The following is a 21260-nucleotide window of genomic DNA, read 5'->3' as shown; positions in this document are numbered from 1 at the left end:
AATCCGGCTAGCCCCGGACTAAAGCTGCTCGGTCTCGCGGTAGTCGTCGGTGTCGTAGTCGGCCTCGCCGAAGGAGTCGACGACGTGCGCCGGGTCGAAGTTGGGCGCCGAGTCCTTCAGCCCCAGCCCCATGCCGGCGAGCTTCATCTTGACCTCGTCGATCGACTTCTGACCGAAGTTGCGGATGTCCAGCAGATCGGCCTCGGTACGCCCGATCAGCTCGCCAACCGTGTTGATGCCCTCGCGCTTGAGGCAGTTGTAGGAGCGGACGGTGAGGTCCAGCTCCTCGATCGGCAGCGCCAGGTCGGCGGCGAGCTGCGCGTCCTGCGGCGACGGGCCGATGTCGATGCCCTCGGCGCTCTCGTCCAGCTCCCGGGCCAGGCCGAAGAGCTCGACCAGGGTGGAGCCGGCGGAGGCGAGCGCGGTGCGCGGCCCGATCGAAGCCTTGGTCTCGACGTCGATGATCAGCCGGTCGAAGTCGGTACGCTGCTCGACCCGGGTCGCCTCGACCCGGTACGTCACCTTCAGCACCGGCGAGTAGATCGAGTCGACCGGGATCCGGCCGATCTCGGCGCCGGCCTGCTTGTTCTGTGCGGCGGTGACGTAGCCACGGCCCCGCTCGACGGTCAGCTCCATGTCGAGCCGGCCCTTGCCGTTCAGGGTGGCGAGCTTGAGGTCGGCGTTGTGCACCGAGACACCGGCCGGGGGCTGGATGTCACCGGCGGTGACGTCGCCGGGGCCCTGCTTGCGCAGGTACATGCTGACCGGCTCGTCGTGGTCGGAGCTGACGCAGAGCTCCTTGACGTTCATGACGAGCTCGACCACGTCCTCCTTGACACCGGGGATGGTGGTGAACTCGTGCAGCACACCGTCGACCTTGATCGAGGTGACCGCCGCGCCCGGGATGGACGACAGCAGCGTCCGCCGGAGCGAGTTGCCCAGGGTGTAGCCGAAACCGGGCTCGAGCGGCTCGATGGTGAACCGGGACCGGGTCTCGCTGATCGACTCCTCGGTGAGGGTCGGCCGCTGGGTGATGAGCATGCTGTTTCCTTTTCGTTCGGGGCACCCGCTATTTGATGCCCAAACTCTTGTCCGGCGCTCCGCGCCGGCTCCCGAGCGGTACGCCCGGAAGCCGACGCGACAGCGCCAGAAACGTTACTTCGAGTAGAGCTCGACGATCAGCTGCTCCTGGACCTGGGTGTCGATGACGCCCCGGGCCGGAAGCGAGTGGATCAGCACCTTCATCTGGCTGGGGATCGCCTCCAGCCAGGCCGGCACCGTCTTCGAGCCGGCCTCGGCCTGCGCCACGATGAACGGCGTCAGCTCCTTGGACTTGGCCCGGACCTCGATGATGTCGTGCTCCTTCACCCGGTACGACGGGACGTCGACCTTGCGGCCGTTCACCGTCAGGTGGCCGTGCTTGACGAGCTGCCGCGCGTGGTCACGCGACTTCGCCAGGCCGGCCCGGTAGACGACGTTGTCGAGCCGGGACTCGAGGATCTGCAGGAGGATCTCGCCGGTCTTGCCCTTCTTGGCGACGGCCTCCTCGTAGTACCCCCGGAACTGCTTCTCCAGCACGCCGTAGACCCGGCGGGCCTTCTGCTTCTCGCGGAGCTGCAGCAGGTATTCGGTCTCCTTGGTGCGGCCCCGGCCGTGCTGCCCGGGCGGGAACGGCCGGGACTCGAACGGGCACTTGGGGCCATCGCACTTGCTGCCCTTGAGGAACAGCTTCATCTTCTCCCGACGGCAACGGCGGCAGTCGGGGCCGGTGTAACGAGCCATCTCTTTCGTCTACCTCTCAGACCCGACGACGCTTCGGCGGACGGCACCCGTTGTGCGGCTGCGGCGTGACGTCGGCGATCTGGCCGACCTCCAGGCCGACCGCCTGCAGCGAGCGGATGGCGGTCTCCCGGCCGGAGCCGGGGCCCTTGACGAACACGTCGACCTTGCGCATGCCGTGCTCCATGGCCCGGCGCGCGGCGGCCTCGGCTGCCAGCTGGGCGGCGAACGGAGTCGACTTGCGGGAGCCCTTGAAGCCGACCTGGCCGGCGGAGGCCCACGAGATGACCGCTCCGGTCGGGTCGGTGATGGAGACGATGGTGTTGTTGAACGTGCTCTTGATGTGCGCCTGCCCGTGGGCGACGTTCTTGCGTTCCTTGCGCCGGACCTTCTTGACGGCGGCCCCGGCGCGAGCCTTCGGTGGCATGAGTCTGTGCGCTCCTAGTTGACTTCCCGGACCGGGGCACGGCTCTGCTCGGCAGAACCGGCCGGTCACCAGAGAACTTTCCGGTGCGGGTCGGAGTCCGGCCTACCTCGGCGGATGCCGACCCGGATTCCGGTTCAGTTCTACTTCTTGCCGGGCTTCTTCTTGCCGGCGACGGTCCGCTTCGGGCCCTTCCGGGTCCGGGCGTTGGTACGGGTCCGCTGGCCACGGACGGGCAGACCCCGGCGGTGCCGGATGCCCGCGTAGCAGCCGATCTCGACCTTGCGGCGGATGTCAGCGGCGACCTCGCGGCGCAGGTCGCCTTCTACCTTGTAGTTGGCCTCGATGTGGTTCCTGAGCTGAAGCAGCTCGTCGTCCGTGAGGTCCTTGGCGCGCTTGTCGGGGGAGATGCCGGTGGCGGCGAGCGTCTCGACCGCCCGGGTCCGACCGACCCCGAAAATGTAGGTGAGCGCGATCTCCAGCCGCTTGTCGCGGGGAAGATCGACGCCGACTAGCCGTGCCATGTGCGGGCGTACTCCTCGGATTGCTTGCGGAGGTCTGGACCCGCCCCACCCCGCCTGCCCTGACCTGCGGGCCCCGGCCTCCGACCGGGGGTCGGCCACGACTGCGTTCTCGCTGGGCGATCTCGCCGCTCGCGGCTGGGACGAGCTTGTGTTGTTGTACGGGATCTGCGACCCGGACTGGCCGTCGGCGCCGCCGGCACGTCACCGGCTGGCGGTCGTGGATCAGCCCTGGCGCTGCTTGTGGCGCGGGTCGGTGCAGATGACCATGACCCGGCCGTGCCGGCGGATCATCCGGCACTTGTTGCAGATCCTCTTGACGCTCGGCTTGACCTTCACGGTTGCCTTACTTCCCATCTCTGCCCGGCAGCGCGCTGACGCCGTCGAGTCGTGAGGACGGACACGGACACCCGGCCGTCGTCAGACAGTTCACGTCCTGCCGGACCGGTGGTGGCCGGGCCGGCGACGTTCACTTGTAGCGGTAGACGATGCGCCCTCGGGTCAGGTCGTACGGCGAGAGTTCGACGACGACCCGGTCCTCGGGCAGGATGCGGATGTAGTGCTGCCGCATCTTGCCGCTGATGTGAGCCAGCACCTTGTGACCGTTCGCGAGTTCCACCCGGAACATGGCGTTCGGAAGTGGCTCGATCACTCGGCCCTCGATCTCGATGGCTCCGTCTTTTTTCGGCATGTCCTCCGCTGTCCTGACGTCGGTTACTCCGGACGGCTCACAACGCCTTTCCCGGACGGAGAACATCCGAGCCAGCCGCGGCTCCGGACCCACCGAAGCGCGGGTGGGCATGCCGGAGTGGACGCTGTGCGCCGATCAGCCAGTGTACGCGCGCCCGCACGCCAGCGCCAACCCGGGGACTCCCGGGCGGCGGATCGGACGAAGGCGACTATATCAGGCGGGTTCCTCCTGGCCGCTCTGCTCGCCCCGCCCGCGATCCCGCGTCTCGCTCTCGGCCCGCCGCCTCTTCTCGATCTTGGCTTGCTGCTTCGCGGCACGCTTGCCGGCCCAGCGTTGCGGCTCACCGCTCGCCAGCCCGCCCACGGTGGAGACCAGCAGCACCGCACCCCACGGTCCGGCCACCCAGACCGGCCAGAAATAGAGCCACTCGGTGGCGGCCAGGGAGGTGACCGCCCAGATCGCCACCACGATCGTGACCACCCCGAAATAGCCGTCCCAGGTGTCGGCCAGCCACGCGCGGGTCGCGCCCGGATACCGCCCGTCCGGGCCGGGTCGGGGCACCGGGGCTCCCGACCCGGTCGCGGGGACGAGCTCGGACCGGTCGACCGGCACCGTACCCGGCAGGTCGTCGAGGAGGCCGGCGAAGTCCCCGTACGTCTTGGCGGCGTACGCCCGCTGCAGCCGATCCTCGTACTCGGCGAGGTCGAGCCGGCCCTCCTGCAAGGCCCGCAGCAGCTGATCGGCCACCGACGCCCGATCCGAGTCAGCGGCGCGCATCTGGTCCCGCCGGTCCATGCCTACGAGGATGCCACCCCCGCGCCACAGTGCAAGGAAGGGCCCCCGGTTATCGCTTTTTGTATAAGAAGGGCCCCCGCCTAACAACTCTCGTCAGGAAGGGCTAGGAAGAGCGGGCCGGTTCGCGTGCGGTCACCAGGTCACCGAGGCGGGACCGGCCGCCGTCCGGGGCGGTCAACACCCAGACGCCGTCGTCCAGCAGCGCCATGGTGTGCTCGACGTGCGCGGCGATCGAGCCGTCCCGGGTGACCACCGTCCAGCCGTCGTCCAGCTCCGTCGTCCGGGGCGAGCCCATGGTGAGCATCGGCTCGATGGCCAGCGCCATCCCCGGCACCAGCCGGGGGCCGCGCCCGGGGCGGCCGTGGTTGAGCACGTGCGGGTCCTGGTGCATCTCGGTGCCGATGCCGTGTCCGCCGTACCCCTCGACGATTCCGTAGCGGCCGGCGGCCCGGACGGCGCGCTCCACCGCGTACGAGATGTCGGTCAGCCGGCCGCGCCCGCTGAGCATGCCGCGCGCCGCGGCGCGGATCCCCGCCCACATCGCGTCCTCGGTGGCCTCCGCCATCCGGAGCAGCTCCGGGCGGACCTCGCCGACCCCGACGGTGATCGCGGCGTCGCCGTGCCAGCCGTCGAGGATCGCGCCGCAGTCGATCGAGATCAGGTCACCCTCCCGGAGCACCTGGGTCGGTGCCGGGATGGCGTGCACGACCTGCTCGTTGACGGAGGAACAGATCGACGCGGGAAAGCCGTGGTAGCCCTTGAACGAAGGGGTGCCGCCAGCCTCCCGGATCACCGACTCGGCGATCGCGTCGAGGTCGGCGGTGGAGATCCCGGGCGCCACGGCGGCGCGCATCCGTGCCAGGGCCGCCGCGACGACGAGCCCGGCGGCACGCATCAGCTCGACCTGCTCCGGGGTCTTCAGCTGGATGTCCAGCTGGGGACGGCGCATGGTGCCAGCCTAGCCGCCGTACGAGCGCAGGGCGTCGATAGCCCGCACGGTGACGTCCTCCACCGGTCCGGTGGCGTCGATGCCGACGAGCTTGCCCTGCGCGCCGTAGTAGTCGATCAACGGCGCGGTCTTGCTGGCGTACTCGCGCAGCCGCTCGGCGATCGTCTCCGCCTTGTCGTCGTCCCGCTGGAACAGCTCACCGCCGCAGCGGTCGCAGAGCCCCTCCACCGAGGAGGGGTCGAACTCGATGTGCCAGACCTTGCCGCAGCCCCGGCAGGTGCGCCGCCCGGAGAGCCGCCGGATCACCTCGTCGTCGTCGACCACCAGCTCCAGCACCAGGTCGAGCGCGGTGCCGAGATCGGCCAGCAGCTTGTCCAGCGCGGCGGCCTGCGGGGTGGTCCGGGGGAAGCCGTCGAGCAGGAACCCCTCGGCCGCGTCCGGCTCGGCGAGCCGGTCCCGGACCATGTTGATCGTCACCTCGTCCGGCACCAGCTTGCCGGCGTCCATGTAGCGCTTGGCCTCGACGCCCAGCGGCGTGCCCTGCGAAACGTTGGCCCGGAAGATGTCACCCGTCGAGATCTTGGGCACGGCGAGGTGGGCGGCGATGAACTCGGCCTGGGTCCCCTTGCCCGCCCCGGGGGGACCGACCAGAACGAGTCGCATCTACCGCAGGAACCCTTCGTAGTTCCGCTGCATGAGCTGGCTCTCGATCTGCTTCACCGTCTCCAGCCCGACGCCGACCATGATCAGCACGGCGGTGCCGCCGAACGGGAAGTTCTGGAACTGCTGGTTGTCCAGCCAGATGAAGAAGAAGTTCGGCAGGACCGCGACGGCACCCAGGTAGAGCGACCCGGGGAGGGTGATCCGGCTCAGGATGAAGTCCAGGTAGTCGGCGGTCGGCTTGCCCGGCCGGATGCCGGGGACGAACCCGCCGTACTTCTTCATGTTGTCCGCTACCTCGGTCGGGTTGAACGTGATCGAGACGTAGAAGTACGTGAAGAAGATGATCAGCAGGAAGTAGATGCTGATGTAGGTGGGGCTGTCCGGCTGGACGAGGTGGTTCTGCACCCAGGTCTGCCAGCTGTTGAGGTTGTTCTGGTCGAAGAACTGGAGCAGTAGCGACGGCAGGTAGAGCAGCGACGAGCCGAAGATGACCGGGATCACACCCGCCTGGTTGACCTTCAACGGGATGTAGGTGGAGGTACCGCTGTACATCCGGCGGCCGATCATGCGCTTGGCGTACTGCACCGGGATCCGGCGCTGCGCCTGTTCGATGAAGACCACCGCGGTGATGACCACCAAGACCAGCACCAGGACCAGGGCGAACATCGCCCAGCCCTTGTTGTTCTTGATCGTCCAGCCCTCGCTGGGGAGCCGGGCCGCGATCGAGGTGAAGATCAGCACCGACATGCCGTTGCCGACGCCCCGGTCGGTGATCAACTCGCCGAGCCACATCACCACGCCGGTGCCGGCGGTCATGGTCATCACCAGGATGCTCACCGTCAGCCAGGTCGGCAGGCCAGTGCCCTCTGGGATGATCGGGAACTCCTGGCACATCCCGTTGAAGAGCTGACCGGAACGGGCCAGCGCCACGAAGGCCGACGCCTGCAGCACACCGAGCCCGAGGGTCAGGTAACGGGTGTACTGCGTGATCTTCGCCTGGCCGGCCTGACCCTCCTTGCGGAGCTGCTCCAACCGGGGAATCACCACGGTCAGCAGCTGCAGGATGATCGAGGCGGTGATGTAGGGCATGATGCCCAGCGCAAAGACCGAGAGCGAGAGCAGCGCCCCGCCGGAGAAGAGGTTGAGCAGGTTGAAGACGCCGTTGCCCTCCCCCGACTCCATGGTCCTGATGCACTGCTGCACGTTGCCGTAGGAAACGCCAGGGCTGGGTAGCGTCGCGCCGAGCCGGTAGACCGCGATGATGCCTAAGGTGAACAGCAACTTCTTGCGCAGGTCAGGCGTGCGGAACGCACTGAGAAAGGCGGAGAGCAACTTCTTCCTCCTGCGCGAGGCGGCCGCCGCTGGTGCGTGGCGGGACGGGGTTGGTTGTCGGGCGAGTGACCCGATACCCATAGCTGGGTTCGGACTCTAACAGTCCGGCGGGCTTCCGGGCAGATCCACCCCGGAGAGCATTCACCGGTTCCGATATTAACGGGGCATCCGGGCGCTGCGGGCCCGACCCCCCCTAGTAGTAGGGCCGTGGCGCCCGCCAGTCACCTGAACTGAGCGAGCGCCCCGACCACGGTCTCCTACAGCTCCGTCGCCGAGCCGCCGGCAGCGGTGATCTTCTCCTTGGCGGACGCGCTGAACGCGTGCGCCGACACCTGGAGGGCGACCCCGCCCAGCTCCCCGGTACCGAGGATCTTCACCGGTTGACCCTTGCGGACGGCGCCGGCCGCGACCAGCTCGGTCGGGCCGACCTGGCCGCCCTCCGGGAAGAGCTCGGCGAGCCGGTCCAGGTTGACCACCTGGAACACGACCTTGAACTTGTTCTTGAAGCCCTTCAGCTTCGGCAGCCGCATGTGGATGGGCATCTGCCCACCCTCGAAGGCCGCCGAGATGTTCTTCCGGGCCTTGGACCCCTTGGTGCCCCGACCGGCCGTCTTCCCCTTGGAGCCCTCACCGCGACCCACCCGGGTCTTCTCGGTCTTGGCTCCGGGGGCCGGGCGCAGGTGGTGAACCTTGATGGTCATTACTCGACCTCCTCGACCTTCACGAGGTGGCTCACAGTGAAGATCATGCCCCGAATCTCGGGGCGGTCCTCCTTGACCACCACGTCATTGATCCGCTTGAGACCGAGCGACCGCAGCGACTCGCGCTGGTTGTGCTTGGTCCCGATGCCGGACCGGACCTGGGTCACCTTCAGGCGTGCCATCAGGCCGTCACCCCCGCCTGGGCCGCCAGCATGGCGGCCGGGGCGACGTCCTCGACCGGCAGGCCCCGACGCTTCGCCACCGCCTCCGGCGACTCCAGCCCCTTCAGGGCCGCCACCGTCGCGTGCACGATGTTGATCGGGTTGGCCGAACCGAGGCTCTTGGAGAGCACGTCGTGGATGCCGGCGCACTCCAGCACGGCACGCACCGGCCCACCGGCGATGACGCCCGTACCGGCGCTGGCCGGCTTGAGCAGCACCACGCCGGCGGCGTCCTCGCCCTGCACCGGGTGCGGGATCGAGGCACCGATCCGCGGCACCTTGAAAAAGTGCTTCTTGGCCTCCTCGACACCCTTGGCGATCGCCGCGGGCACCTCCTTGGCCTTCCCGTAGCCGACCCCGACCGTGCCGTCGCCGTCGCCCACGATCACCAGGGCGGTGAAGCTGAACCGACGTCCACCCTTCACGACCTTGGCAACCCGGTTGATCGCGACGACCCGCTCCAGATGCGGCGTCTTCTCGGCGGGCGCGTTTCCGCGGCCGCCCTCACGGCGGTTGTCGCGGCGACCACCCTCGTTGCCACCGGACCCGCCGCCACGGCGCTGTTGACCTGGCATCAGCAGCCTTCCTCTCTTCTCGTGACGGGGTTCAGAACTCGAGCCCGGCTTCGCGGGCCGCGTCGGCCAACGCCGCGATCCGCCCGGCGTACTTGTTGCCACCGCGGTCGAAGACGACCTTGGCGATCCCGGCCGCCCTGGCACGCTCGGCCACGAGCGCGCCGACCTTGCCGGCCAGGGCGCTCTTGTCGCCCTCGCTGCCCCGGATCGAGTCGTCCAGGGTCGACGCGGAGACCAGGGTGTGCCCCTTGCCGTCGTCGACGATCTGCGCGGTGATGTGCCGCAGCGAACGGGTGACCACGAGACGCGGCCGCTCGGCGGTGCCGACGACGGTCTTACGCACCCGGAAGTGCCGACGCGCCCGCCCGACGGCGCGCTGAGCGGCAACGCCGCGCCGGCGCTTGAGCAGTGTGGCGGTCACTTCTTACCTGCCTTCCCGGCCTTACGACGAATCACTTCGCCCTGGTACTTGACGCCCTTGCCCTTGTACGGCTCCGGCGGACGGATCTTCCGGATGTTGGCGGCGACCTCGCCGACCTGCTGCTTGTCGATGCCGGCCACGTGGAACAGGGTGGGCCGCTCGACCGTGAAGGTGATCCCCGTCGGGGCCTTCACCTGCACCGGGTGCGAGAAGCCGAGCGCGAACTCCAGGTCGCTGCCCTTGGCGGTGACCCGGTAACCGGTGCCGGCGATCTCCAGGGTCTTTCGGTAGCCCTGGGTCACCCCGACGATCATGTTCGCCACCAGGGTACGGCTCAGGCCGTGCAGTTCCTTGGCCTTGCGCTCGTCGTTCGGCCGGTTGACGTGCAGCTGGCCGTCGTCGCCCCGCTCCGCCGTGATCGGCTCGGCCAGGGTGTGCGACAGTTCGCCCTTGGGGCCCTTGACCTTGACGGTCGAGCCGTCGATCGTCACCTCGACGCCGGACGGCACCGGGATCGACTTGCGTCCAATACGCGACATTATCGATCATTTCCTTCGTTCGCGACTGCGGGGCTCCGCTTCGCTGCACTCCTCGCGCTCACGGCAGTCTCCCGTTACCAGACGAAGGCGAGGACTTCCCCGCCAACGCTCCGCTTGCGAGCCTGCCGGTCGGTCAGCAGCCCCTGGGACGTCGAGATGATCGCCACACCCAGCCCGCCGAGCACCCGCGGGAGCCCGTCCGACTTGGCGTACACCCGGAGACCGGGCTTGGAGACGCGCTTGATGCCGGCCAGGCTCCGCTCCCGGTTCTGGCCGTACTTCAGTTCGACGACCAGTCGCTTGCCGACGGCGCCCTCCTCGGGCTCCTCGACCGACCAGGTCGCGATGTAGCCCTCGGACTTGAGGACCTCGGCGATGTTCGCCTTGATCTTCGAGTAGGGCATCGTCACCCGGTCGTGGTACGCCTGGTTGGCGTTACGCAGACGCGTCAGCATGTCTGCGATCGGGTCGGTCATCGTCATGGATCTCGTCAGCCTTTCTCGCCGGGGTTCCCGGGGCAGTGCCCCGGGCCTACGGCGTTGCGATCCTCGCCCCGGACATCGGCCGGGACGTGGCTGGGCCCAAAGCAGGTGGCGTCGCGGTGCTCGCTCCGCCACCGGCGGATGGGGCGCAGTGTCACCAGGAAGCCTTCGACACGCCGGGCAGCTCGCCCCGGTGGGCCATCTCCCGGATGCACACCCGGCAGAGGCCGAACTTGCGGTAGACCGCCTTCGGCCGACCACACCGCTGGCAGCGGGTGTACGCGCGAACCGAGAACTTCGGCTTCGCGGCGGCCTTGAGAATCAGCGCCTTCTTCGCCATCTCAGTTCTCCTCGTTTCGATCCGTCACGCGGCTCAGCTCTCCTTGAACGGGAAGCCAAGCAGCTTGAGCAGCGCCCGGCCCTCGTCGTCGGTCGTCGCGCTGGTCACCACCGTGATGTCCATGCCCCGTACGCGATCGATCCGGTCCTGGTCGATCTCGTGGAACACCGACTGCTCGGTGAGCCCGAACGTGTAGTTGCCGTGTCCGTCGAGCTTGCGCCCGTCCAGGCCACGGAAGTCGCGGATCCGGGGCAGCGCGATGGAGAGCAGCCGGTCCAGGAACTCCCACATCCGGTCGCCGCGCAGGGTGACCTTGGCGCCGATCGGCATTCCCTCGCGGAGCTTGAACTGCGCGATGGACTTGCGGGCCCGGCGCACCTGCGGCTTCTGGCCGGAGATGGTGGCCAGGTCACGCACGGCGCCGTCGATCAGCTTCGCGTCGCGGGCCGCCTCGCCGACACCCATGTTGACGACGATCTTGACCAGCCCGGGCACCTGCATCGGGTTGCCGTACTGGAACTGCTCGCGCAGCTGCCCCACGATCTCGTCGCGGTAGCGCTGCTTGAGCCGGGGCAGCGTCTTGGTCTCGGTTGCCGTCATCACAGGTCCTTACCGGTGCTGCGCGCGATGCGGATCTTCTGGCCGCCGTCGTCGATCCGGTACCCGACCCGGGTCGGGTTGCCGTCGGAGTCCAGGACCATCACGTTCGAGACGTGGATCGGGGCCTCCTGGGTGACGATGCCGCCGGTCTTGGCACCGCGCTGGGTGGTCTGGATGCGGGTGTGCTTCTTGACCCGGTTCACGCCCTCGACCAGGACCTTGTCCTGCCGCGGGTAGGCCGCGATGACCTTGCCCTTGGCACCCTTGTCCTTGCCGGCGATGACGATCACCGTGTCGCCCTTCTTCACCTTCACGGTTTACAACACCTCCGGCGCGAGCGAGATGATCTTCATGAACCGCTTGTTCCGCAGCTCCCGGCCGACCGGGCCGAAGATACGGGTACCCCGCGGGTCACCACCGTCCTTGATGATCACGGCCGCGTTCTCGTCGAATCGGATGTACGAGCCGTCCGGCCGCCGCTTCTCCTTCGCGGTGCGGACGACGACCGCCTTCACGACGTCGCCCTTCTTCACACCGGCACCGGGGATGGCGTCCTTGACCGTGGCCACGATGACGTCGCCGATGCCCGCGTAGCGCCGACCGGAGCCACCGAGCACCCGGATGCACAGGATCTCCCGTGCACCCGTGTTGTCGGCGACACGCAGTCGCGACTCCTGCTGAATCACGTCTATCTCCTATGTCTGCCAGTTCTCAGCCGGTGGTCGCTCCGGTCTGCCTTCCCGACCGGAGTCCCGTGCCGGCTGAGCTTGGCGGAACCCTGAGCCTGCGGTACGGCTCTTACTTGGCCTTCTCGAGGATCTCCACGACCCGCCACCGTTTGGTGGCGGAGAGCGGACGGGTCTCCATGAGCAGCACCCGGTCGCCCACGCCGCACGCGTTCTGCTCGTCGTGCGCCTTCAGCTTGCTGGTGCGGCGCATGACCTTGCCGTACAGCGCGTGCTTGACCCGGTCCTCCACCTCGACGACCACGGTCTTTTCCATCTTGTCGCTGACCACGAGGCCCTCGCGGACCTTGCGCTGCGGCCGGGCCTGGGCGGTGGTCGTGTTCTCGTCACTCATGATGCAGTCACCTCAGTCGGCGCGGCCGAAAGCCCAAGCTCGCGCTCACGCATGATCGTGTAGATCCGGGCGATCTCCCGGCGGATGACCTGGAGCCGGCGGTTGTTGTCCAGCTGACCGGTCGCCCCCTGGACACGGAGGTTGAACAGCTCGGCCTTGGCCTCCCGGAGCCGGCTGACCAGCTCCTCCTCGGAGAGCTCACGCAGCTCGCTGGCCTTCACGCCCGCGGCCATCAGCTTTCACCCACTTCGCGCGTCACAATGCGGCACTTCATCGGGAGCTTGTGGATCGCGCGACGCATCGCCTCTCGCGCGATCTGCTCGTTGGGGAAGGACATCTCGAAGAGGACCCGCCCCGGCTTCACGTTGGCGACCCACCACTCCGGCGAACCCTTACCGGAACCCATCCGGGTCTCGGCCGGCTTCTTGGTCAGGGCCTGGTCCGGGAAGACCGTGATCCAGACCTTGCCGCCACGCTTGATGTGCCGGGTCATCGCGATACGCGCCGACTCGATCTGCCGGTTGGTCACGTACGCGGGCTCGAGCGCCTGGATTCCGAACTCGCCGAACACCACCCGGTTGCCGCCCTTCGACGCGCCGTGGCGGTCGGGGTGGTGCGGCTTGCGGAAGCCCTTCGGGGGCTTGCGCGGCATCAGCATATGTCAGCCCTCCTGCGCTGAGCTGTCCGTTCCGGCGGAAGCCGCCGGAGTCGCCGCGGCGGAAGCCGACGCGGCGCTGTCGTTCGTCGCCTCGGCGGGCGTACCGGAGATCTCCGCCTGCGCGGCCCGGCCCGCCTCGGTGCCGCCGGCGGTGGTGCCGGAGGAGCCGGAGCGACCACGACGCGGGCGCTCGGGACGGTCGCCCCGCTCCCGGCGCGGCCGGGCCGGACCCGTCTCGGCCGGGGCCTCCCGGCCCGGTACGGCGTCGCCCTTGTAGATCCAGACCTTCACGCCGATCCGGCCGAAGGTGGTCCGGGCCTCGAAAAAGCCGTACTCGATGTTGGCCCGCAGCGTGTGCAGCGGCACCCGGCCCTCTCGGTAGAACTCGGTGCGGCTCATCTCGGCGCCGCCGAGCCGGCCGGAGACCTGCACCCGGATGCCCCGTACGATCGGGTTCTTCATCGCGGACTGCATGGCCTTGCGCATCGCCCGCCGGAAGCTGACCCGGCTGGAGAGCTGCTCCGCCACGCCCTGCGCGACGAGCTGCGCGTCCGACTCCGGGCTCTTCACCTCGAGGATGTTGAGCTGCACCTGCTTGCCGGTGAGCTTCTCCAGCTTGCCGCGGATCTTGTCGGCCTCGGCACCCTTACGGCCGATGACGATGCCCGGCCGGGCGGTGTGGATGTCGACCCGGACCCGGTCCCGGGTCCGCTCGATGTCGACCTTGGAGATGCCGGCCCGCTCCAGGCCGCTGGACATCATGCGCCGAATCTTGACGTCCTCGGCGATGTAGTCCTTGTAGAGCTTGTCCGCGTACCAGCGGGACTTCCAGTCGGTCGAGATGCCGAGCCGGAACCCGTGCGGGTGAACCTTCTGACCCATTACTCGGCACCCTCCGTCTTGCTCTGCTTCTCCGCGCCCTCGGTCGTCGGCTCGGTCTCGGCCGGCTCGGTCGACGCCGTCGCCCCGGCCGGAGCCGCCTTCTTGGCCGGTGCGGCCTTCTTCGCCGCGCCCCGCCCGCCCGGCGCCGCCGGCGCCACGGCCTCGACCACGATGGTGATGTGGCAGGTCCGCTTGCGGATCCGGTACGCCCGGCCCTGCGCCCGCGGCTGGAACCGCTTCATCGTCGGGCCCTCGTCCACAAACGCCTCGCTGACGAGCAGCGCGTCGGGGTCCAGCCGCTCGTTGTTCTCCGCGTTGGCGATCGCGCTCGCGAGCACCTTGTAAACCTGCTCGCTCGCCGCCTGCGGCGCGAACTGCAGCACCGTGAGCGCCTCCTTCGCGGGCAGACCGCGGACGAGGTTGACCACCCGGCGCGCCTTGGTCGGCGAGATGCGCACGTGTCGCGCAACCGCCCGCGCGCCCGGAAGCACCGGAGCGTCGCCCTTTACTGGCATCGCTGAAACCCCTTGATCCTTAATCCGTGGTCGGCGCTCAGCGCCGGCGGCTCTTCCGGTCGTCCTTCTCGTGACCCTTGAACGTGCGGGTCAGCGCAAACTCACCGAGCTTGTGCCCGACCATCGCCTCGGTGATGAACACCGGGACGTGCTTGCGCCCGTCGTGCACGGCGATCGTGTGCCCGAGCATGTCCGGGATGATCGTCGAGCGGCGCGACCAGGTCTTGATGACGTTCTTCGAGCCCTTCTCGTTCTGCGTCTCCACCTTCTTGAGCAGGTGGTCGTCGATGAACGGGCCCTTCTTCAGGCTGCGAGGCATGTCTACCTATCTCCCTTAGCCGCGCTTACGGGTGGCGTAGCGGCGGCGGACGATGAGGCGGTCGCTCGCCTTGCCCTTCTGCCGGGTACGACCCTCGGGCTTACCCTGCGGGTTCACCGGGTGACGACCACCGGAGGTCTTACCCTCACCACCACCGTGCGGGTGGTCGACCGGGTTCATCGCCACACCCCGGACGGTGGGGCGCCGGCCCTTCCAGCGCATCCGGCCGGCCTTGCCCCAGTTGATGTTTGACTGGTCGGCGTTGCCGATCTCACCGACGGTGGCCCGGCAGCGCACGTCCACCCGCCGGATCTCGCCGGAGGGCATCCGCAGCGTGGCGTACGCCCCCTCCCGGCCCAGCAGCTGGATGCCGACACCGGCCGAGCGGGCCAGCTTGGCGCCGCCACCGGGCCGCAGCTCCACCCCGTGCACGGTCGAACCGACCGGGATGTTGCGCAGCGGCAGGTTGTTGCCCGGCTTGATGTCGGCGCCCGGACCGGACTCGACCCGGTCGCCCTGCTTCAGGTCCTTCGGCGCGATGATGTAGCGCTTCTCGCCGTCGGCGTAGTGCAGCAGCGCGATCCGCGCGGTGCGGTTGGGGTCGTACTCGATGTGCGCGACCTTCGCCGGCACGCCGTCCTTGTCGACCCGCTTGAAGTCGATGATCCGGTACTGCCGCTTGTGCCCGCCGCCGTGGTGCCGGGTGGTGATCCGGCCGTGGGCGTTGCGACCGCCCTTCTTCGGCAGCGGAGCCAGCAGCGACTTCTCCGGGGTCGACCGGGTGATCTCGGCGAAGTCGGCGACGCTGGCGCCACGCCGGCCCGGCGTCGTCGGCTTGTACTTACGGATAGCCATTGTCTACACCCCTCAGCTGACCGGGCCGCCGAAGGCCTCGATGCGGTCGCCCTCGGCCAGCTTCACCAACGCCCGCTTGGTGTTCTTGCGCTTGCCGTACCCGGTGCGGGTGCGCTTGCGCTTCCCCTCGCGGTTGGCCGTGTTGACGGTCAGCACGCGGACGTTGAAGATCTGCTGGATAGCGATCTTGATCTGCGTCTTGTTGGCGTCCGGATGCACCAGGAACGTGTACCAGTTCTGGTCGAGAACGCTATAGCTCTTCTCCGAGACGACCGGCGCGAAGATGATGTCCCGCGGGTCGGCGATGGTACTCACTTCTCGCTCTCCTCACCCTGCGTCCCACCACGGCCGCCCAGAAACTCGTCCAGGGCCTCCCTGGTGAAGACCACGTCGTCGGCGACCAGCACGTCGTACGTGTTGAGCTGGCCCGCCTCCAGCAGGTGCACCCGGGGCTCGTTGCGCAGCGAGAGCCAGTTCTGCTCGTCGGTGCTGCTGAGCACGACAAGTACCCGCTTGGCCTCGGTCACCTTGCGGAGCACCGCCAGCGCCGCCTTGGTGGACGGCTTCTCGCCGGTGACGAAGGTCTCGACCACGTGGAGCTGACCGCCGCGGGCCCGGTCCGACAGGGCGCCGCGCAGCGCGGCGGCCTTCATCTTCTTCGGGGTCCGCTGGCGGTAGTCGCGCGGGACCGGCCCGTGCACGACGCCGCCACCGGCGAACTGCGGCGCGCGGATCGAACCCTGCCGGGCCCGACCGGTGCCCTTCTGCTTGTACGGCTTCTTGCCGCCGCCGGCGACCTCGCCCCGGGTCTTCGTCTTGTGCGTGCCCTGGCGGGCGGCGGCGAGCTGTGCGACCACGACCTGGTGCATCAGCGCGATGTTCGCCTGCACGTCGAAGATCTCGGCCGGCAGCTCGACGGAGCCGGTCCTGGCGCCCTCGGCGTCCAGCACGTCAACGGTGGCCATCAGGCGGCACCACCCTTCGTCGCCTCGACCTTCGCGGCCGACCGGACCAGCACCAGCGCGCCCTTCGGGCCGGGGATGGCGCCGCGGACCAGCAGCAGGTTGTTCTCCGGGTCCACCGCCTGGACGGTGAGGTTCTGCACCGTGTAGCGCGCCCCACCCATCCGGCCGGCCATCCGGACGCCCTTGAAGACGCGACCCGGGGTGGCGCAGGCGCCGATCGAGCCCGGCGAGCGGTGCTTGCGCTCGACACCGTGGCTGGCGCGCAGGCCGTGGAAGCCGTGCCGCTTCATGACACCGGCGAAGCCCTTGCCCTTGGTCCGGCCGGTCACGTCGACCCTGGCCCCGGGGGCGAAGGTCTCGACGCTGACCTCCTGGCCCAGCTCGTACTCACCGGCGTCGGTGGTGCGCAGCTCGACGATGTGCCGGCGCGGCGCCACGTTGGCCTTGGCGTAGTGGCCGGTGATCGGCTTCTTGACCTTGCGGGGGTCGATCGCGCCGTACGCCAGCTGGACCGCGGAGTAGCCGTCCTTGTCAGCGGTGCGGACCTGGGTGACCACGCACGGTCCGGCCTGCACCACGGTCACCGGGACAACCCTGTTGTTGTCCCAGACCTGGGTCATGCCGAGCTTGGCGCCCAGGATGCCCTTCACTTGCCTGTCCATTAGTCCGGTCCCTACAGCTTGATCTCGATGTCGACGCCAGCCGGCAGGTCGAGGCGCATGAGCGAGTCGACCGTCTTGGGGGTCGGGTCGATGATGTCGATCAGACGCTTGTGCGTGCGCATCTCGAAGTGCTCACGCGAGTCCTTGTACTTGTGCGGCGAACGGATCACGCAGAAACGGTTGATCTCCGTGGGCAGCGGCACCGGGCCCGCGACCTGAGCCCCGGTACGCGTCACCGTCTCAACGATCTTGCGCGCCGAGGAGTCGACCACCTCGTGGTCGTACGCCTTGAGCCGGATGCGGATCTTCTGTCCCGCCATGGTGGCCTCTGTTCCTTCTCTCGCCTTGTCCGTCCCGCCCGCCCGCTCCTGCGGAGCCGCTCTCCCGGAGGGGAGTGGGATGTTCCATGCCGGGCTCGGGCGCTGCCCAGTTTCCCGTGCTTGTCCGACCCCCGCGGTCGGGCGTGTCGCACCCCTGGGCCGGACTCCACCTCGGAAGGTCCGAGACGGCCCCGCCCGTGCGGGAGGTTTTCGGGGGCGCCGGACGTAGATCAACTACCTCCGGACGCCCAGCAGGGGTGGCTGACTGCCGGGCAATCAGCCACCCCGCCGGTACGCAACCTGACCAGTATGCCGTACTACCGCACGGCAACGCCAATCGGGGTTACCTGAATTACTTGACGATCTTCGTGACGAACCCGGCGCCGACCGTACGGCCACCTTCGCGGATCGCGAACTTGAGGTTCTCCTCCATCGCGATCGGCTGGATGAGCTTGACCGACATCGTGGTGTTGTCACCCGGCATGACCATCTCGGTGCCCTCGGGCAGCGTGACGACGCCGGTGACGTCCGTGGTCCGGAAGTAGAACTGCGGACGGTAGTTCTGGAAGAACGGGGTGTGCCGGCCGCCCTCCTCCTTGGAGAGGATGTAGACGGTCGCCTCGAACTCCGTGTGCGGGGTGGTGGTGCCGGGCTTGACGACCACCATGCCGCGCTCGACGTCCTCGCGCTTGATGCCCCGGAGCAGCAGGCCGACGTTCTCGCCCGCGCGGGCCTCGTCGAGCAGCTTGCGGAACATCTCGATGCCGGTGCAGACCGTCTTCTGCGACTTCTCGCGGATACCGACGAGCTCCACCTCCTCGTTCGGCTTGAGGATGCCGCGCTCGGCGCGACCGGTCACCACGGTGCCCCGGCCGGTGATCGTGAAGACGTCCTCGATCGGCATCAGGAACGGCTTCTCGGTCTCCCGCTCCGGCTGCGGAATGGCGGTGTCGACGGCGCTCATCAGGTCCATGAGCTTGTCGGTCCACTCCGGGTCGCCCTCGAGGGCCTTCAGCGCCGAGACCCGCACGACCGGCAGGTCGTCGCCGGGGTACTCCTGCGCCGAGAGCAGCTCGCGGACCTCGAGCTCGACGAGCTCGAGCAGCTCCTCGTCGTCGACCATGTCGCTCTTGTTCAGCGCCACGACGATGTAGGGAACGCCGACCTGGCGGGCCAGCAGCACGTGCTCGCGGGTCTGCGGCATCGGGCCGTCGGTCGCCGCGACCACCAGGATCGCGCCGTCCATCTGCGCGGCACCGGTGATCATGTTCTTGATGTAGTCGGCGTGACCGGGGCAGTCGACGTGTGCGTAGTGCCGCGCCTCGGTCTGGTACTCGACGTGTGCGATCGAGATCGTGATGCCCCGGGCCTTCTCCTCCGGCGCCTTGTCGATCTCGTCGAACGGCGTGTACGGGTTCAGGTCCGGCATCCTGTCGTGCAGGACCTTGGTAATGGCCGCCGTCAGCGTCGTCTTACCGTGGTCGATGTGACCAATGGTGCCGATGTTGACGTGCGGCTTAGTCCGCTCGAACTTCGCCTTCGCCACTGGTGTCCTCCTGTGGACTTCTTGGTTCGTACGCCCGGCACGCCATGCGGCGCTCAGGACTCTGTCGACAGCCTTTCCGACCGAGAACTTCCGGCCGGGAGGTCATGTGGGTCTTGCGGCGGTGAAACCTTCAGGCCCGGTCTCGCAGCCCGGCCCGTGAACGCCGCGGGCGAGATTACCCGCCCACGGCCCTCGCGGTATCACCGGCCCGGCACCGGGTGAGCTCGGCGTTCCCGCCTACTCACCCGTCGCCTTCGCGATGATCTCCTTCGCCACGTTCGCGGGAACCTCGGCGTAGGAGTCGAACTGCATGCTGTAGCTAGCCCGGCCCTGGGTCTTCGACCGCAGGTCGCCGACATAGCCGAACATCTCCGACAGCGGCACCAGGGCGCGGACGACGCGGGCTCCGCCGCGCTCCTCCATCGCCTGGATGATGCCCCGACGGGAGTTGAGGTCGCCGATCACGTCACCCATGTTCTCCTCCGGAGTGGTGACCTCGACCGACATCATCGGTTCGAGCAGCGCCGGGTCGGCCTTGCGGGCCGCGTCCTTGAGCACCATCGAACCAGCGATCTTGAACGCCATCTCGGACGAGTCGACCTCGTGCGCCTGACCGTCGAGGAGCGTGAGCTTCAGACCGACAAGCGGGTAGCCGGCGAGTACGCCGTACTGCATGGCGTCCTGGGCGCCGGCGTCGACCGACGGGATGAACTCCTTCGGCACCCGGCCACCGGTGACCGCGTTGGCGAACTCGTAGGTCGGCGAGTCGTTGGTCAGCGGCAGTGGCTCGACGCTCACGATCACCCGCGCGTACTGACCCGAGCCACCGGTCTGCTTCTTGTGGGTGTACTCGATCTTGTCCACCTTGCGGCGGATGGTCTCGCGGTACGCCACCTGCGGCTTGCCGATGTTGGCCTCGACGTTGAACTCGCGACGCATCCGGTCGACCAGGATGTCCAGGTGCAGCTCGCCCATGCCGGCGATGACCGTCTGGCCGGTCTCCTCGTCGAGGCTGACCCGGAAGGTCGGGTCCTCCTCGGCGAGCCGCTGGATGGCGGTGCCGAGCTTCTCCTGGTCGGACTTGGTCTTCGGCTCGATCGCGACCTGGATGACCGGCTCCGGGAAGGTCATCGACTCCAGGATGACCGGGTTGGCCGGGTCGCAGAGGGTGTCACCGGTGGTGGTCTGCTTCAGACCCTGCACCGCGATGATGTCGCCAGCCTGGGCGGAGCTGCGCTCTTCCCGCTTGTTGGCGTGCATCTGGTAGATCTTGCCGATCCGCTCCTTGCGGTCCTTGGTGGAGTTGATCACCTGCGAACCGGAGTCGACCTTGCCCGAGTAGACCCGCACGTAGGTCAGCTTGCCCAGGTGCTTGTCCGTCTGGATCTTGAACGCCAGGCCCGAGAACGGCTCGCTGCTGTCCGGCTTGCGCAGCAGCGGGGTCTCGCCGTCGGTGGCGGTGCCCTCGATCGCCGGGATGTCCAGCGGCGACGGCAGGTAGTCCACCACGGCGTCGAGCATCGGCTGGATGCCCTTGTTCTTGAAGGCCGAGCCGCAGAGCACCGGGTTGGCCCGGCCACCGATGGTCGCCCGCCGGATGGCGGCCTTGATCTGGTCGACGGAGAGCTCCCCGCCGTCCAGCGACTCGAGGTAGATCTCGGTGAACTCGTCGTCGACGCTGGAGAGGGTGTCGAGCAGCGTCTCGCGGCCGGCGGCGGCGGCCTCGGCGAGGTCGGCCGGGATCTCCTCGACCGCGTAGTCCTCGCCCTTCTGGGTCTCACCGCGCCAGGTCAGCGCGCGCATCCCGATCAGGTCCACGACACCGATGTGGCCGGCCTCCAGGCCGATCGGAATCTGCAGCACCAGCGGGGTCGCGTTGAGCCGGTCGACCATCATCTGCACGCAGCGGTCGAAGTCGGCCCCGGTCCGGTCGAGCTTGTTGACGAAGCACATCCGGGGGACGTTGTACTTGTCGGCCTGCCGCCAGACGTTCTCGGTCTGCGGCTCCACGCCGGCGACGCCGTCGTAGACGGCGACGGCACCGTCGAGCACCCGCAACGACCGCTCGACCTCGACAGTGAAGTCGACGTGGCCGGGCGTGTCGATGATCTGGATCGTGTGGCCCTTCCACTCACACTTGGTGGCGGCGGAGGTGATGGTGATCCCCCGCTCCTGCTCCTGCTCCATCCAGTCCATGACGGCGGCGCCCTCGTGGACCTCACCGATCTTGTAGGTGATGCCGGTGTAGAACAGGATCCGCTCGGTGGTAGTGGTCTTACCGGCATCGATGTGCGCCATGATGCCGATGTTGCGTACGTTGGCGAGCGCGTCTGCGGCGGCCACTTCAATCCCTACTTATCGTCTCGTCGTCTCGATCGGCGTAATCGCGACCGTTGCCGGGTTCCGGTACGGCGGACCGCACCGG

The 21260-nt window shown here is 68.4% G+C and carries 33 protein-coding genes; all 33 read right to left on the bottom strand.

The genetic code is table 11. The annotated features are described in order from the left end of the window. Window positions 1-18: 18 nt before the first annotated feature. A complete protein-coding gene (locus ACN28C_RS09620) occupies window positions 19-1041 on the bottom strand; it encodes a DNA-directed RNA polymerase subunit alpha (RefSeq protein WP_101368124.1) in 1023 nt (340 codons plus the stop codon). Window positions 1042-1155: 114 nt separating this feature from the next. Beyond that, window positions 1156-1782 (bottom strand): 30S ribosomal protein S4, encoded by a 627-nt coding sequence (gene rpsD, locus ACN28C_RS09615; protein ID WP_422773160.1) that lies wholly within the window; start codon window positions 1780-1782, stop codon window positions 1156-1158. Window positions 1783-1798: 16 nt separating this feature from the next. Further along, the gene (gene rpsK / locus ACN28C_RS09610; RefSeq protein WP_030329919.1) at window positions 1799-2206 is read right to left on the bottom strand and encodes a 30S ribosomal protein S11; all 408 of its coding nucleotides are present in this window, start codon (window positions 2204-2206) and stop codon (window positions 1799-1801) included. A gap of 140 nt (window positions 2207-2346) precedes the next feature. Next, window positions 2347-2727 carry a 30S ribosomal protein S13 gene (gene rpsM / locus ACN28C_RS09605; RefSeq protein WP_422773159.1) on the bottom strand — a complete coding sequence of 127 codons (381 nt, stop codon included), beginning with the start codon at window positions 2725-2727 and terminating at the stop codon, window positions 2347-2349. Window positions 2728-2949: 222 nt separating this feature from the next. Next, on the bottom strand, window positions 2950-3063 hold the full coding sequence (gene rpmJ, locus ACN28C_RS09600) for a 50S ribosomal protein L36 (protein WP_421497460.1): 114 nt from the start codon (window positions 3061-3063) through the stop codon (window positions 2950-2952). Window positions 3064-3193: 130 nt separating this feature from the next. Further along, complete coding sequence (gene infA, locus ACN28C_RS09595) at window positions 3194-3415, bottom strand: translation initiation factor IF-1 (RefSeq protein ID WP_007073013.1); 222 nt, start codon at window positions 3413-3415, stop codon at window positions 3194-3196. Between the two features lie 213 nt (window positions 3416-3628). Further along, on the bottom strand, window positions 3629-4210 hold the full coding sequence (locus ACN28C_RS09590; RefSeq protein ID WP_422773158.1) for a DUF1707 SHOCT-like domain-containing protein: 582 nt from the start codon (window positions 4208-4210) through the stop codon (window positions 3629-3631). 103 nt (window positions 4211-4313) lie between these two features. Continuing rightward, window positions 4314-5159 carry a type I methionyl aminopeptidase gene (gene map, locus ACN28C_RS09585; RefSeq protein ID WP_422773157.1) on the bottom strand — a complete coding sequence of 282 codons (846 nt, stop codon included), beginning with the start codon at window positions 5157-5159 and terminating at the stop codon, window positions 4314-4316. A 9-nt stretch (window positions 5160-5168) separates the two neighbouring features. Next, window positions 5169-5822 carry an adenylate kinase gene (locus ACN28C_RS09580; RefSeq protein ID WP_422773156.1) on the bottom strand — a complete coding sequence of 218 codons (654 nt, stop codon included), beginning with the start codon at window positions 5820-5822 and terminating at the stop codon, window positions 5169-5171. Continuing rightward, complete coding sequence (gene secY, locus ACN28C_RS09575) at window positions 5823-7154, bottom strand: preprotein translocase subunit SecY (protein ID WP_422773155.1); 1332 nt, start codon at window positions 7152-7154, stop codon at window positions 5823-5825. Between the two features lie 257 nt (window positions 7155-7411). Beyond that, window positions 7412-7855 (bottom strand): 50S ribosomal protein L15, encoded by a 444-nt coding sequence (rplO, locus tag ACN28C_RS09570; protein WP_422773154.1) that lies wholly within the window; start codon window positions 7853-7855, stop codon window positions 7412-7414. Then, on the bottom strand, window positions 7855-8037 hold the full coding sequence (rpmD, locus tag ACN28C_RS09565; RefSeq protein ID WP_013735939.1) for a 50S ribosomal protein L30: 183 nt from the start codon (window positions 8035-8037) through the stop codon (window positions 7855-7857). The genes rplO and rpmD overlap by 1 nt, the downstream gene beginning before the upstream one ends. Then, window positions 8037-8651 carry a 30S ribosomal protein S5 gene (gene rpsE / locus ACN28C_RS09560; RefSeq protein WP_422773153.1) on the bottom strand — a complete coding sequence of 205 codons (615 nt, stop codon included), beginning with the start codon at window positions 8649-8651 and terminating at the stop codon, window positions 8037-8039. The genes rpmD and rpsE overlap by 1 nt, the downstream gene beginning before the upstream one ends. A gap of 31 nt (window positions 8652-8682) precedes the next feature. Next, window positions 8683-9060, bottom strand: coding sequence for a 50S ribosomal protein L18 (gene rplR, locus ACN28C_RS09555; RefSeq protein WP_422774595.1), 378 nt, complete (start codon window positions 9058-9060; stop codon window positions 8683-8685). Window positions 9061-9068: 8 nt separating this feature from the next. Further along, a complete protein-coding gene (gene rplF, locus ACN28C_RS09550) occupies window positions 9069-9611 on the bottom strand; it encodes a 50S ribosomal protein L6 (protein ID WP_422773152.1) in 543 nt (180 codons plus the stop codon). A 74-nt stretch (window positions 9612-9685) separates the two neighbouring features. Beyond that, the gene (gene rpsH / locus ACN28C_RS09545; protein ID WP_018784557.1) at window positions 9686-10093 is read right to left on the bottom strand and encodes a 30S ribosomal protein S8; all 408 of its coding nucleotides are present in this window, start codon (window positions 10091-10093) and stop codon (window positions 9686-9688) included. 154 nt (window positions 10094-10247) lie between these two features. Continuing rightward, on the bottom strand, window positions 10248-10433 hold the full coding sequence (locus ACN28C_RS09540) for a type Z 30S ribosomal protein S14 (protein ID WP_007073023.1): 186 nt from the start codon (window positions 10431-10433) through the stop codon (window positions 10248-10250). A 33-nt stretch (window positions 10434-10466) separates the two neighbouring features. Further along, a complete protein-coding gene (gene rplE, locus ACN28C_RS09535; protein ID WP_421495317.1) occupies window positions 10467-11036 on the bottom strand; it encodes a 50S ribosomal protein L5 in 570 nt (189 codons plus the stop codon). Then, complete coding sequence (gene rplX / locus ACN28C_RS09530) at window positions 11033-11347, bottom strand: 50S ribosomal protein L24 (protein WP_422773151.1); 315 nt, start codon at window positions 11345-11347, stop codon at window positions 11033-11035. Before rplX ends, rplE begins: the two co-directional genes overlap by 4 nt. A 3-nt stretch (window positions 11348-11350) precedes the next feature. After that, window positions 11351-11719, bottom strand: coding sequence for a 50S ribosomal protein L14 (gene rplN, locus ACN28C_RS09525; RefSeq protein WP_422773150.1), 369 nt, complete (start codon window positions 11717-11719; stop codon window positions 11351-11353). A 112-nt stretch (window positions 11720-11831) separates the two neighbouring features. Further along, window positions 11832-12113 (bottom strand): 30S ribosomal protein S17, encoded by a 282-nt coding sequence (gene rpsQ / locus ACN28C_RS09520; RefSeq protein WP_421495319.1) that lies wholly within the window; start codon window positions 12111-12113, stop codon window positions 11832-11834. Beyond that, entirely contained in the window at window positions 12110-12346 is a 237-nt protein-coding gene (gene rpmC, locus ACN28C_RS09515; protein WP_278064266.1) for a 50S ribosomal protein L29, read from the bottom strand. The genes rpsQ and rpmC overlap by 4 nt, the downstream gene beginning before the upstream one ends. Next, window positions 12346-12771, bottom strand: a complete 426-nt coding sequence (gene rplP / locus ACN28C_RS09510; protein WP_088647000.1) for a 50S ribosomal protein L16 — start codon at window positions 12769-12771, stop codon at window positions 12346-12348. The genes rpmC and rplP overlap by 1 nt, the downstream gene beginning before the upstream one ends. 3 nt (window positions 12772-12774) lie before the next feature. After that, window positions 12775-13653 carry a 30S ribosomal protein S3 gene (rpsC, locus tag ACN28C_RS09505; RefSeq protein WP_422773149.1) on the bottom strand — a complete coding sequence of 293 codons (879 nt, stop codon included), beginning with the start codon at window positions 13651-13653 and terminating at the stop codon, window positions 12775-12777. Continuing rightward, window positions 13653-14168 (bottom strand): 50S ribosomal protein L22, encoded by a 516-nt coding sequence (gene rplV, locus ACN28C_RS09500; protein WP_422773148.1) that lies wholly within the window; start codon window positions 14166-14168, stop codon window positions 13653-13655. The genes rpsC and rplV overlap by 1 nt, the downstream gene beginning before the upstream one ends. 37 nt (window positions 14169-14205) lie before the next feature. Then, window positions 14206-14487: a 30S ribosomal protein S19 gene (gene rpsS / locus ACN28C_RS09495; RefSeq protein WP_101368142.1), complete on the bottom strand. Its 282-nt coding sequence runs from the start codon at window positions 14485-14487 to the stop codon at window positions 14206-14208. Between the two features lie 15 nt (window positions 14488-14502). Then, on the bottom strand, window positions 14503-15342 hold the full coding sequence (gene rplB / locus ACN28C_RS09490; RefSeq protein ID WP_422773147.1) for a 50S ribosomal protein L2: 840 nt from the start codon (window positions 15340-15342) through the stop codon (window positions 14503-14505). 12 nt (window positions 15343-15354) lie between these two features. Next, entirely contained in the window at window positions 15355-15657 is a 303-nt protein-coding gene (gene rplW / locus ACN28C_RS09485; protein WP_422773146.1) for a 50S ribosomal protein L23, read from the bottom strand. Then, window positions 15654-16307 (bottom strand): 50S ribosomal protein L4, encoded by a 654-nt coding sequence (rplD, locus tag ACN28C_RS09480; protein WP_422773145.1) that lies wholly within the window; start codon window positions 16305-16307, stop codon window positions 15654-15656. The genes rplW and rplD overlap by 4 nt, the downstream gene beginning before the upstream one ends. Beyond that, on the bottom strand, window positions 16307-16969 hold the full coding sequence (gene rplC / locus ACN28C_RS09475; protein WP_422773144.1) for a 50S ribosomal protein L3: 663 nt from the start codon (window positions 16967-16969) through the stop codon (window positions 16307-16309). Before rplC ends, rplD begins: the two co-directional genes overlap by 1 nt. Window positions 16970-16980: 11 nt before the next feature. Continuing rightward, a complete protein-coding gene (gene rpsJ / locus ACN28C_RS09470; RefSeq protein ID WP_007073037.1) occupies window positions 16981-17289 on the bottom strand; it encodes a 30S ribosomal protein S10 in 309 nt (102 codons plus the stop codon). Window positions 17290-17641: 352 nt separating this feature from the next. After that, window positions 17642-18835, bottom strand: coding sequence for an elongation factor Tu (gene tuf / locus ACN28C_RS09465; protein ID WP_101368147.1), 1194 nt, complete (start codon window positions 18833-18835; stop codon window positions 17642-17644). A 237-nt stretch (window positions 18836-19072) separates the two neighbouring features. Continuing rightward, window positions 19073-21178, bottom strand: a complete 2106-nt coding sequence (fusA, locus tag ACN28C_RS09460) for an elongation factor G (protein WP_422773143.1) — start codon at window positions 21176-21178, stop codon at window positions 19073-19075. Between the last annotated feature and the right edge of the window lie 82 nt (window positions 21179-21260).

This window comes from Plantactinospora sp. WMMC1484 (assembly GCF_049315195.1).
GTDB lineage: Bacteria > Actinomycetota > Actinomycetes > Mycobacteriales > Micromonosporaceae > Plantactinospora.
The sequence above is the reverse complement of the archived record's forward strand: the minus strand, read 5'-3'. Positions and strand labels throughout refer to the sequence as shown.

What these genes read in the sequence shown, in the direction of transcription:
- rpsE (WP_422773153.1), bottom strand. Translation starts at nt 8,651, where the DNA reads ATGCCAGGTCAACAGCGCCGTGGCGGCGGGTCCGGTGGCAACGAGGGT.
- rpsH (WP_018784557.1), bottom strand. Translation starts at nt 10,093, where the DNA reads ATGACGATGACCGACCCGATCGCAGACATGCTGACGCGTCTGCGTAAC.
- ACN28C_RS09540 (WP_007073023.1), bottom strand. Translation starts at nt 10,433, where the DNA reads ATGGCGAAGAAGGCGCTGATTCTCAAGGCCGCCGCGAAGCCGAAGTTC.
- rpsQ (WP_421495319.1), bottom strand. Translation starts at nt 12,113, where the DNA reads ATGAGTGACGAGAACACGACCACCGCCCAGGCCCGGCCGCAGCGCAAG.
- rpsM (WP_422773159.1), bottom strand. Translation starts at nt 2,727, where the DNA reads ATGGCACGGCTAGTCGGCGTCGATCTTCCCCGCGACAAGCGGCTGGAG.
- rpsC (WP_422773149.1), bottom strand. Translation starts at nt 13,653, where the DNA reads ATGGGTCAGAAGGTTCACCCGCACGGGTTCCGGCTCGGCATCTCGACC.
- ACN28C_RS09590 (WP_422773158.1), bottom strand. Translation starts at nt 4,210, where the DNA reads ATGGACCGGCGGGACCAGATGCGCGCCGCTGACTCGGATCGGGCGTCG.
- rpsJ (WP_007073037.1), bottom strand. Translation starts at nt 17,289, where the DNA reads ATGGCGGGACAGAAGATCCGCATCCGGCTCAAGGCGTACGACCACGAG.
- rpmC (WP_278064266.1), bottom strand. Translation starts at nt 12,346, where the DNA reads ATGGCCGCGGGCGTGAAGGCCAGCGAGCTGCGTGAGCTCTCCGAGGAG.
- rplP (WP_088647000.1), bottom strand. Translation starts at nt 12,771, where the DNA reads ATGCTGATGCCGCGCAAGCCCCCGAAGGGCTTCCGCAAGCCGCACCAC.
- rplB (WP_422773147.1), bottom strand. Translation starts at nt 15,342, where the DNA reads ATGGCTATCCGTAAGTACAAGCCGACGACGCCGGGCCGGCGTGGCGCC.
- map (WP_422773157.1), bottom strand. Translation starts at nt 5,159, where the DNA reads ATGCGCCGTCCCCAGCTGGACATCCAGCTGAAGACCCCGGAGCAGGTC.
- rpsD (WP_422773160.1), bottom strand. Translation starts at nt 1,782, where the DNA reads ATGGCTCGTTACACCGGCCCCGACTGCCGCCGTTGCCGTCGGGAGAAG.
- rplC (WP_422773144.1), bottom strand. Translation starts at nt 16,969, where the DNA reads ATGGACAGGCAAGTGAAGGGCATCCTGGGCGCCAAGCTCGGCATGACC.
- infA (WP_007073013.1), bottom strand. Translation starts at nt 3,415, where the DNA reads ATGCCGAAAAAAGACGGAGCCATCGAGATCGAGGGCCGAGTGATCGAG.
- rpsK (WP_030329919.1), bottom strand. Translation starts at nt 2,206, where the DNA reads ATGCCACCGAAGGCTCGCGCCGGGGCCGCCGTCAAGAAGGTCCGGCGC.
- rplD (WP_422773145.1), bottom strand. Translation starts at nt 16,307, where the DNA reads ATGGCCACCGTTGACGTGCTGGACGCCGAGGGCGCCAGGACCGGCTCC.
- rpsS (WP_101368142.1), bottom strand. Translation starts at nt 14,487, where the DNA reads ATGCCTCGCAGCCTGAAGAAGGGCCCGTTCATCGACGACCACCTGCTC.
- rpmD (WP_013735939.1), bottom strand. Translation starts at nt 8,037, where the DNA reads ATGGCACGCCTGAAGGTGACCCAGGTCCGGTCCGGCATCGGGACCAAG.
- rplV (WP_422773148.1), bottom strand. Translation starts at nt 14,168, where the DNA reads ATGCCAGTAAAGGGCGACGCTCCGGTGCTTCCGGGCGCGCGGGCGGTT.
- rplO (WP_422773154.1), bottom strand. Translation starts at nt 7,855, where the DNA reads ATGACCATCAAGGTTCACCACCTGCGCCCGGCCCCCGGAGCCAAGACC.
- ACN28C_RS09620 (WP_101368124.1), bottom strand. Translation starts at nt 1,041, where the DNA reads ATGCTCATCACCCAGCGGCCGACCCTCACCGAGGAGTCGATCAGCGAG.
- rplF (WP_422773152.1), bottom strand. Translation starts at nt 9,611, where the DNA reads ATGTCGCGTATTGGACGCAAGTCGATCCCGGTGCCGTCCGGCGTCGAG.
- ACN28C_RS09580 (WP_422773156.1), bottom strand. Translation starts at nt 5,822, where the DNA reads ATGCGACTCGTTCTGGTCGGTCCCCCCGGGGCGGGCAAGGGGACCCAG.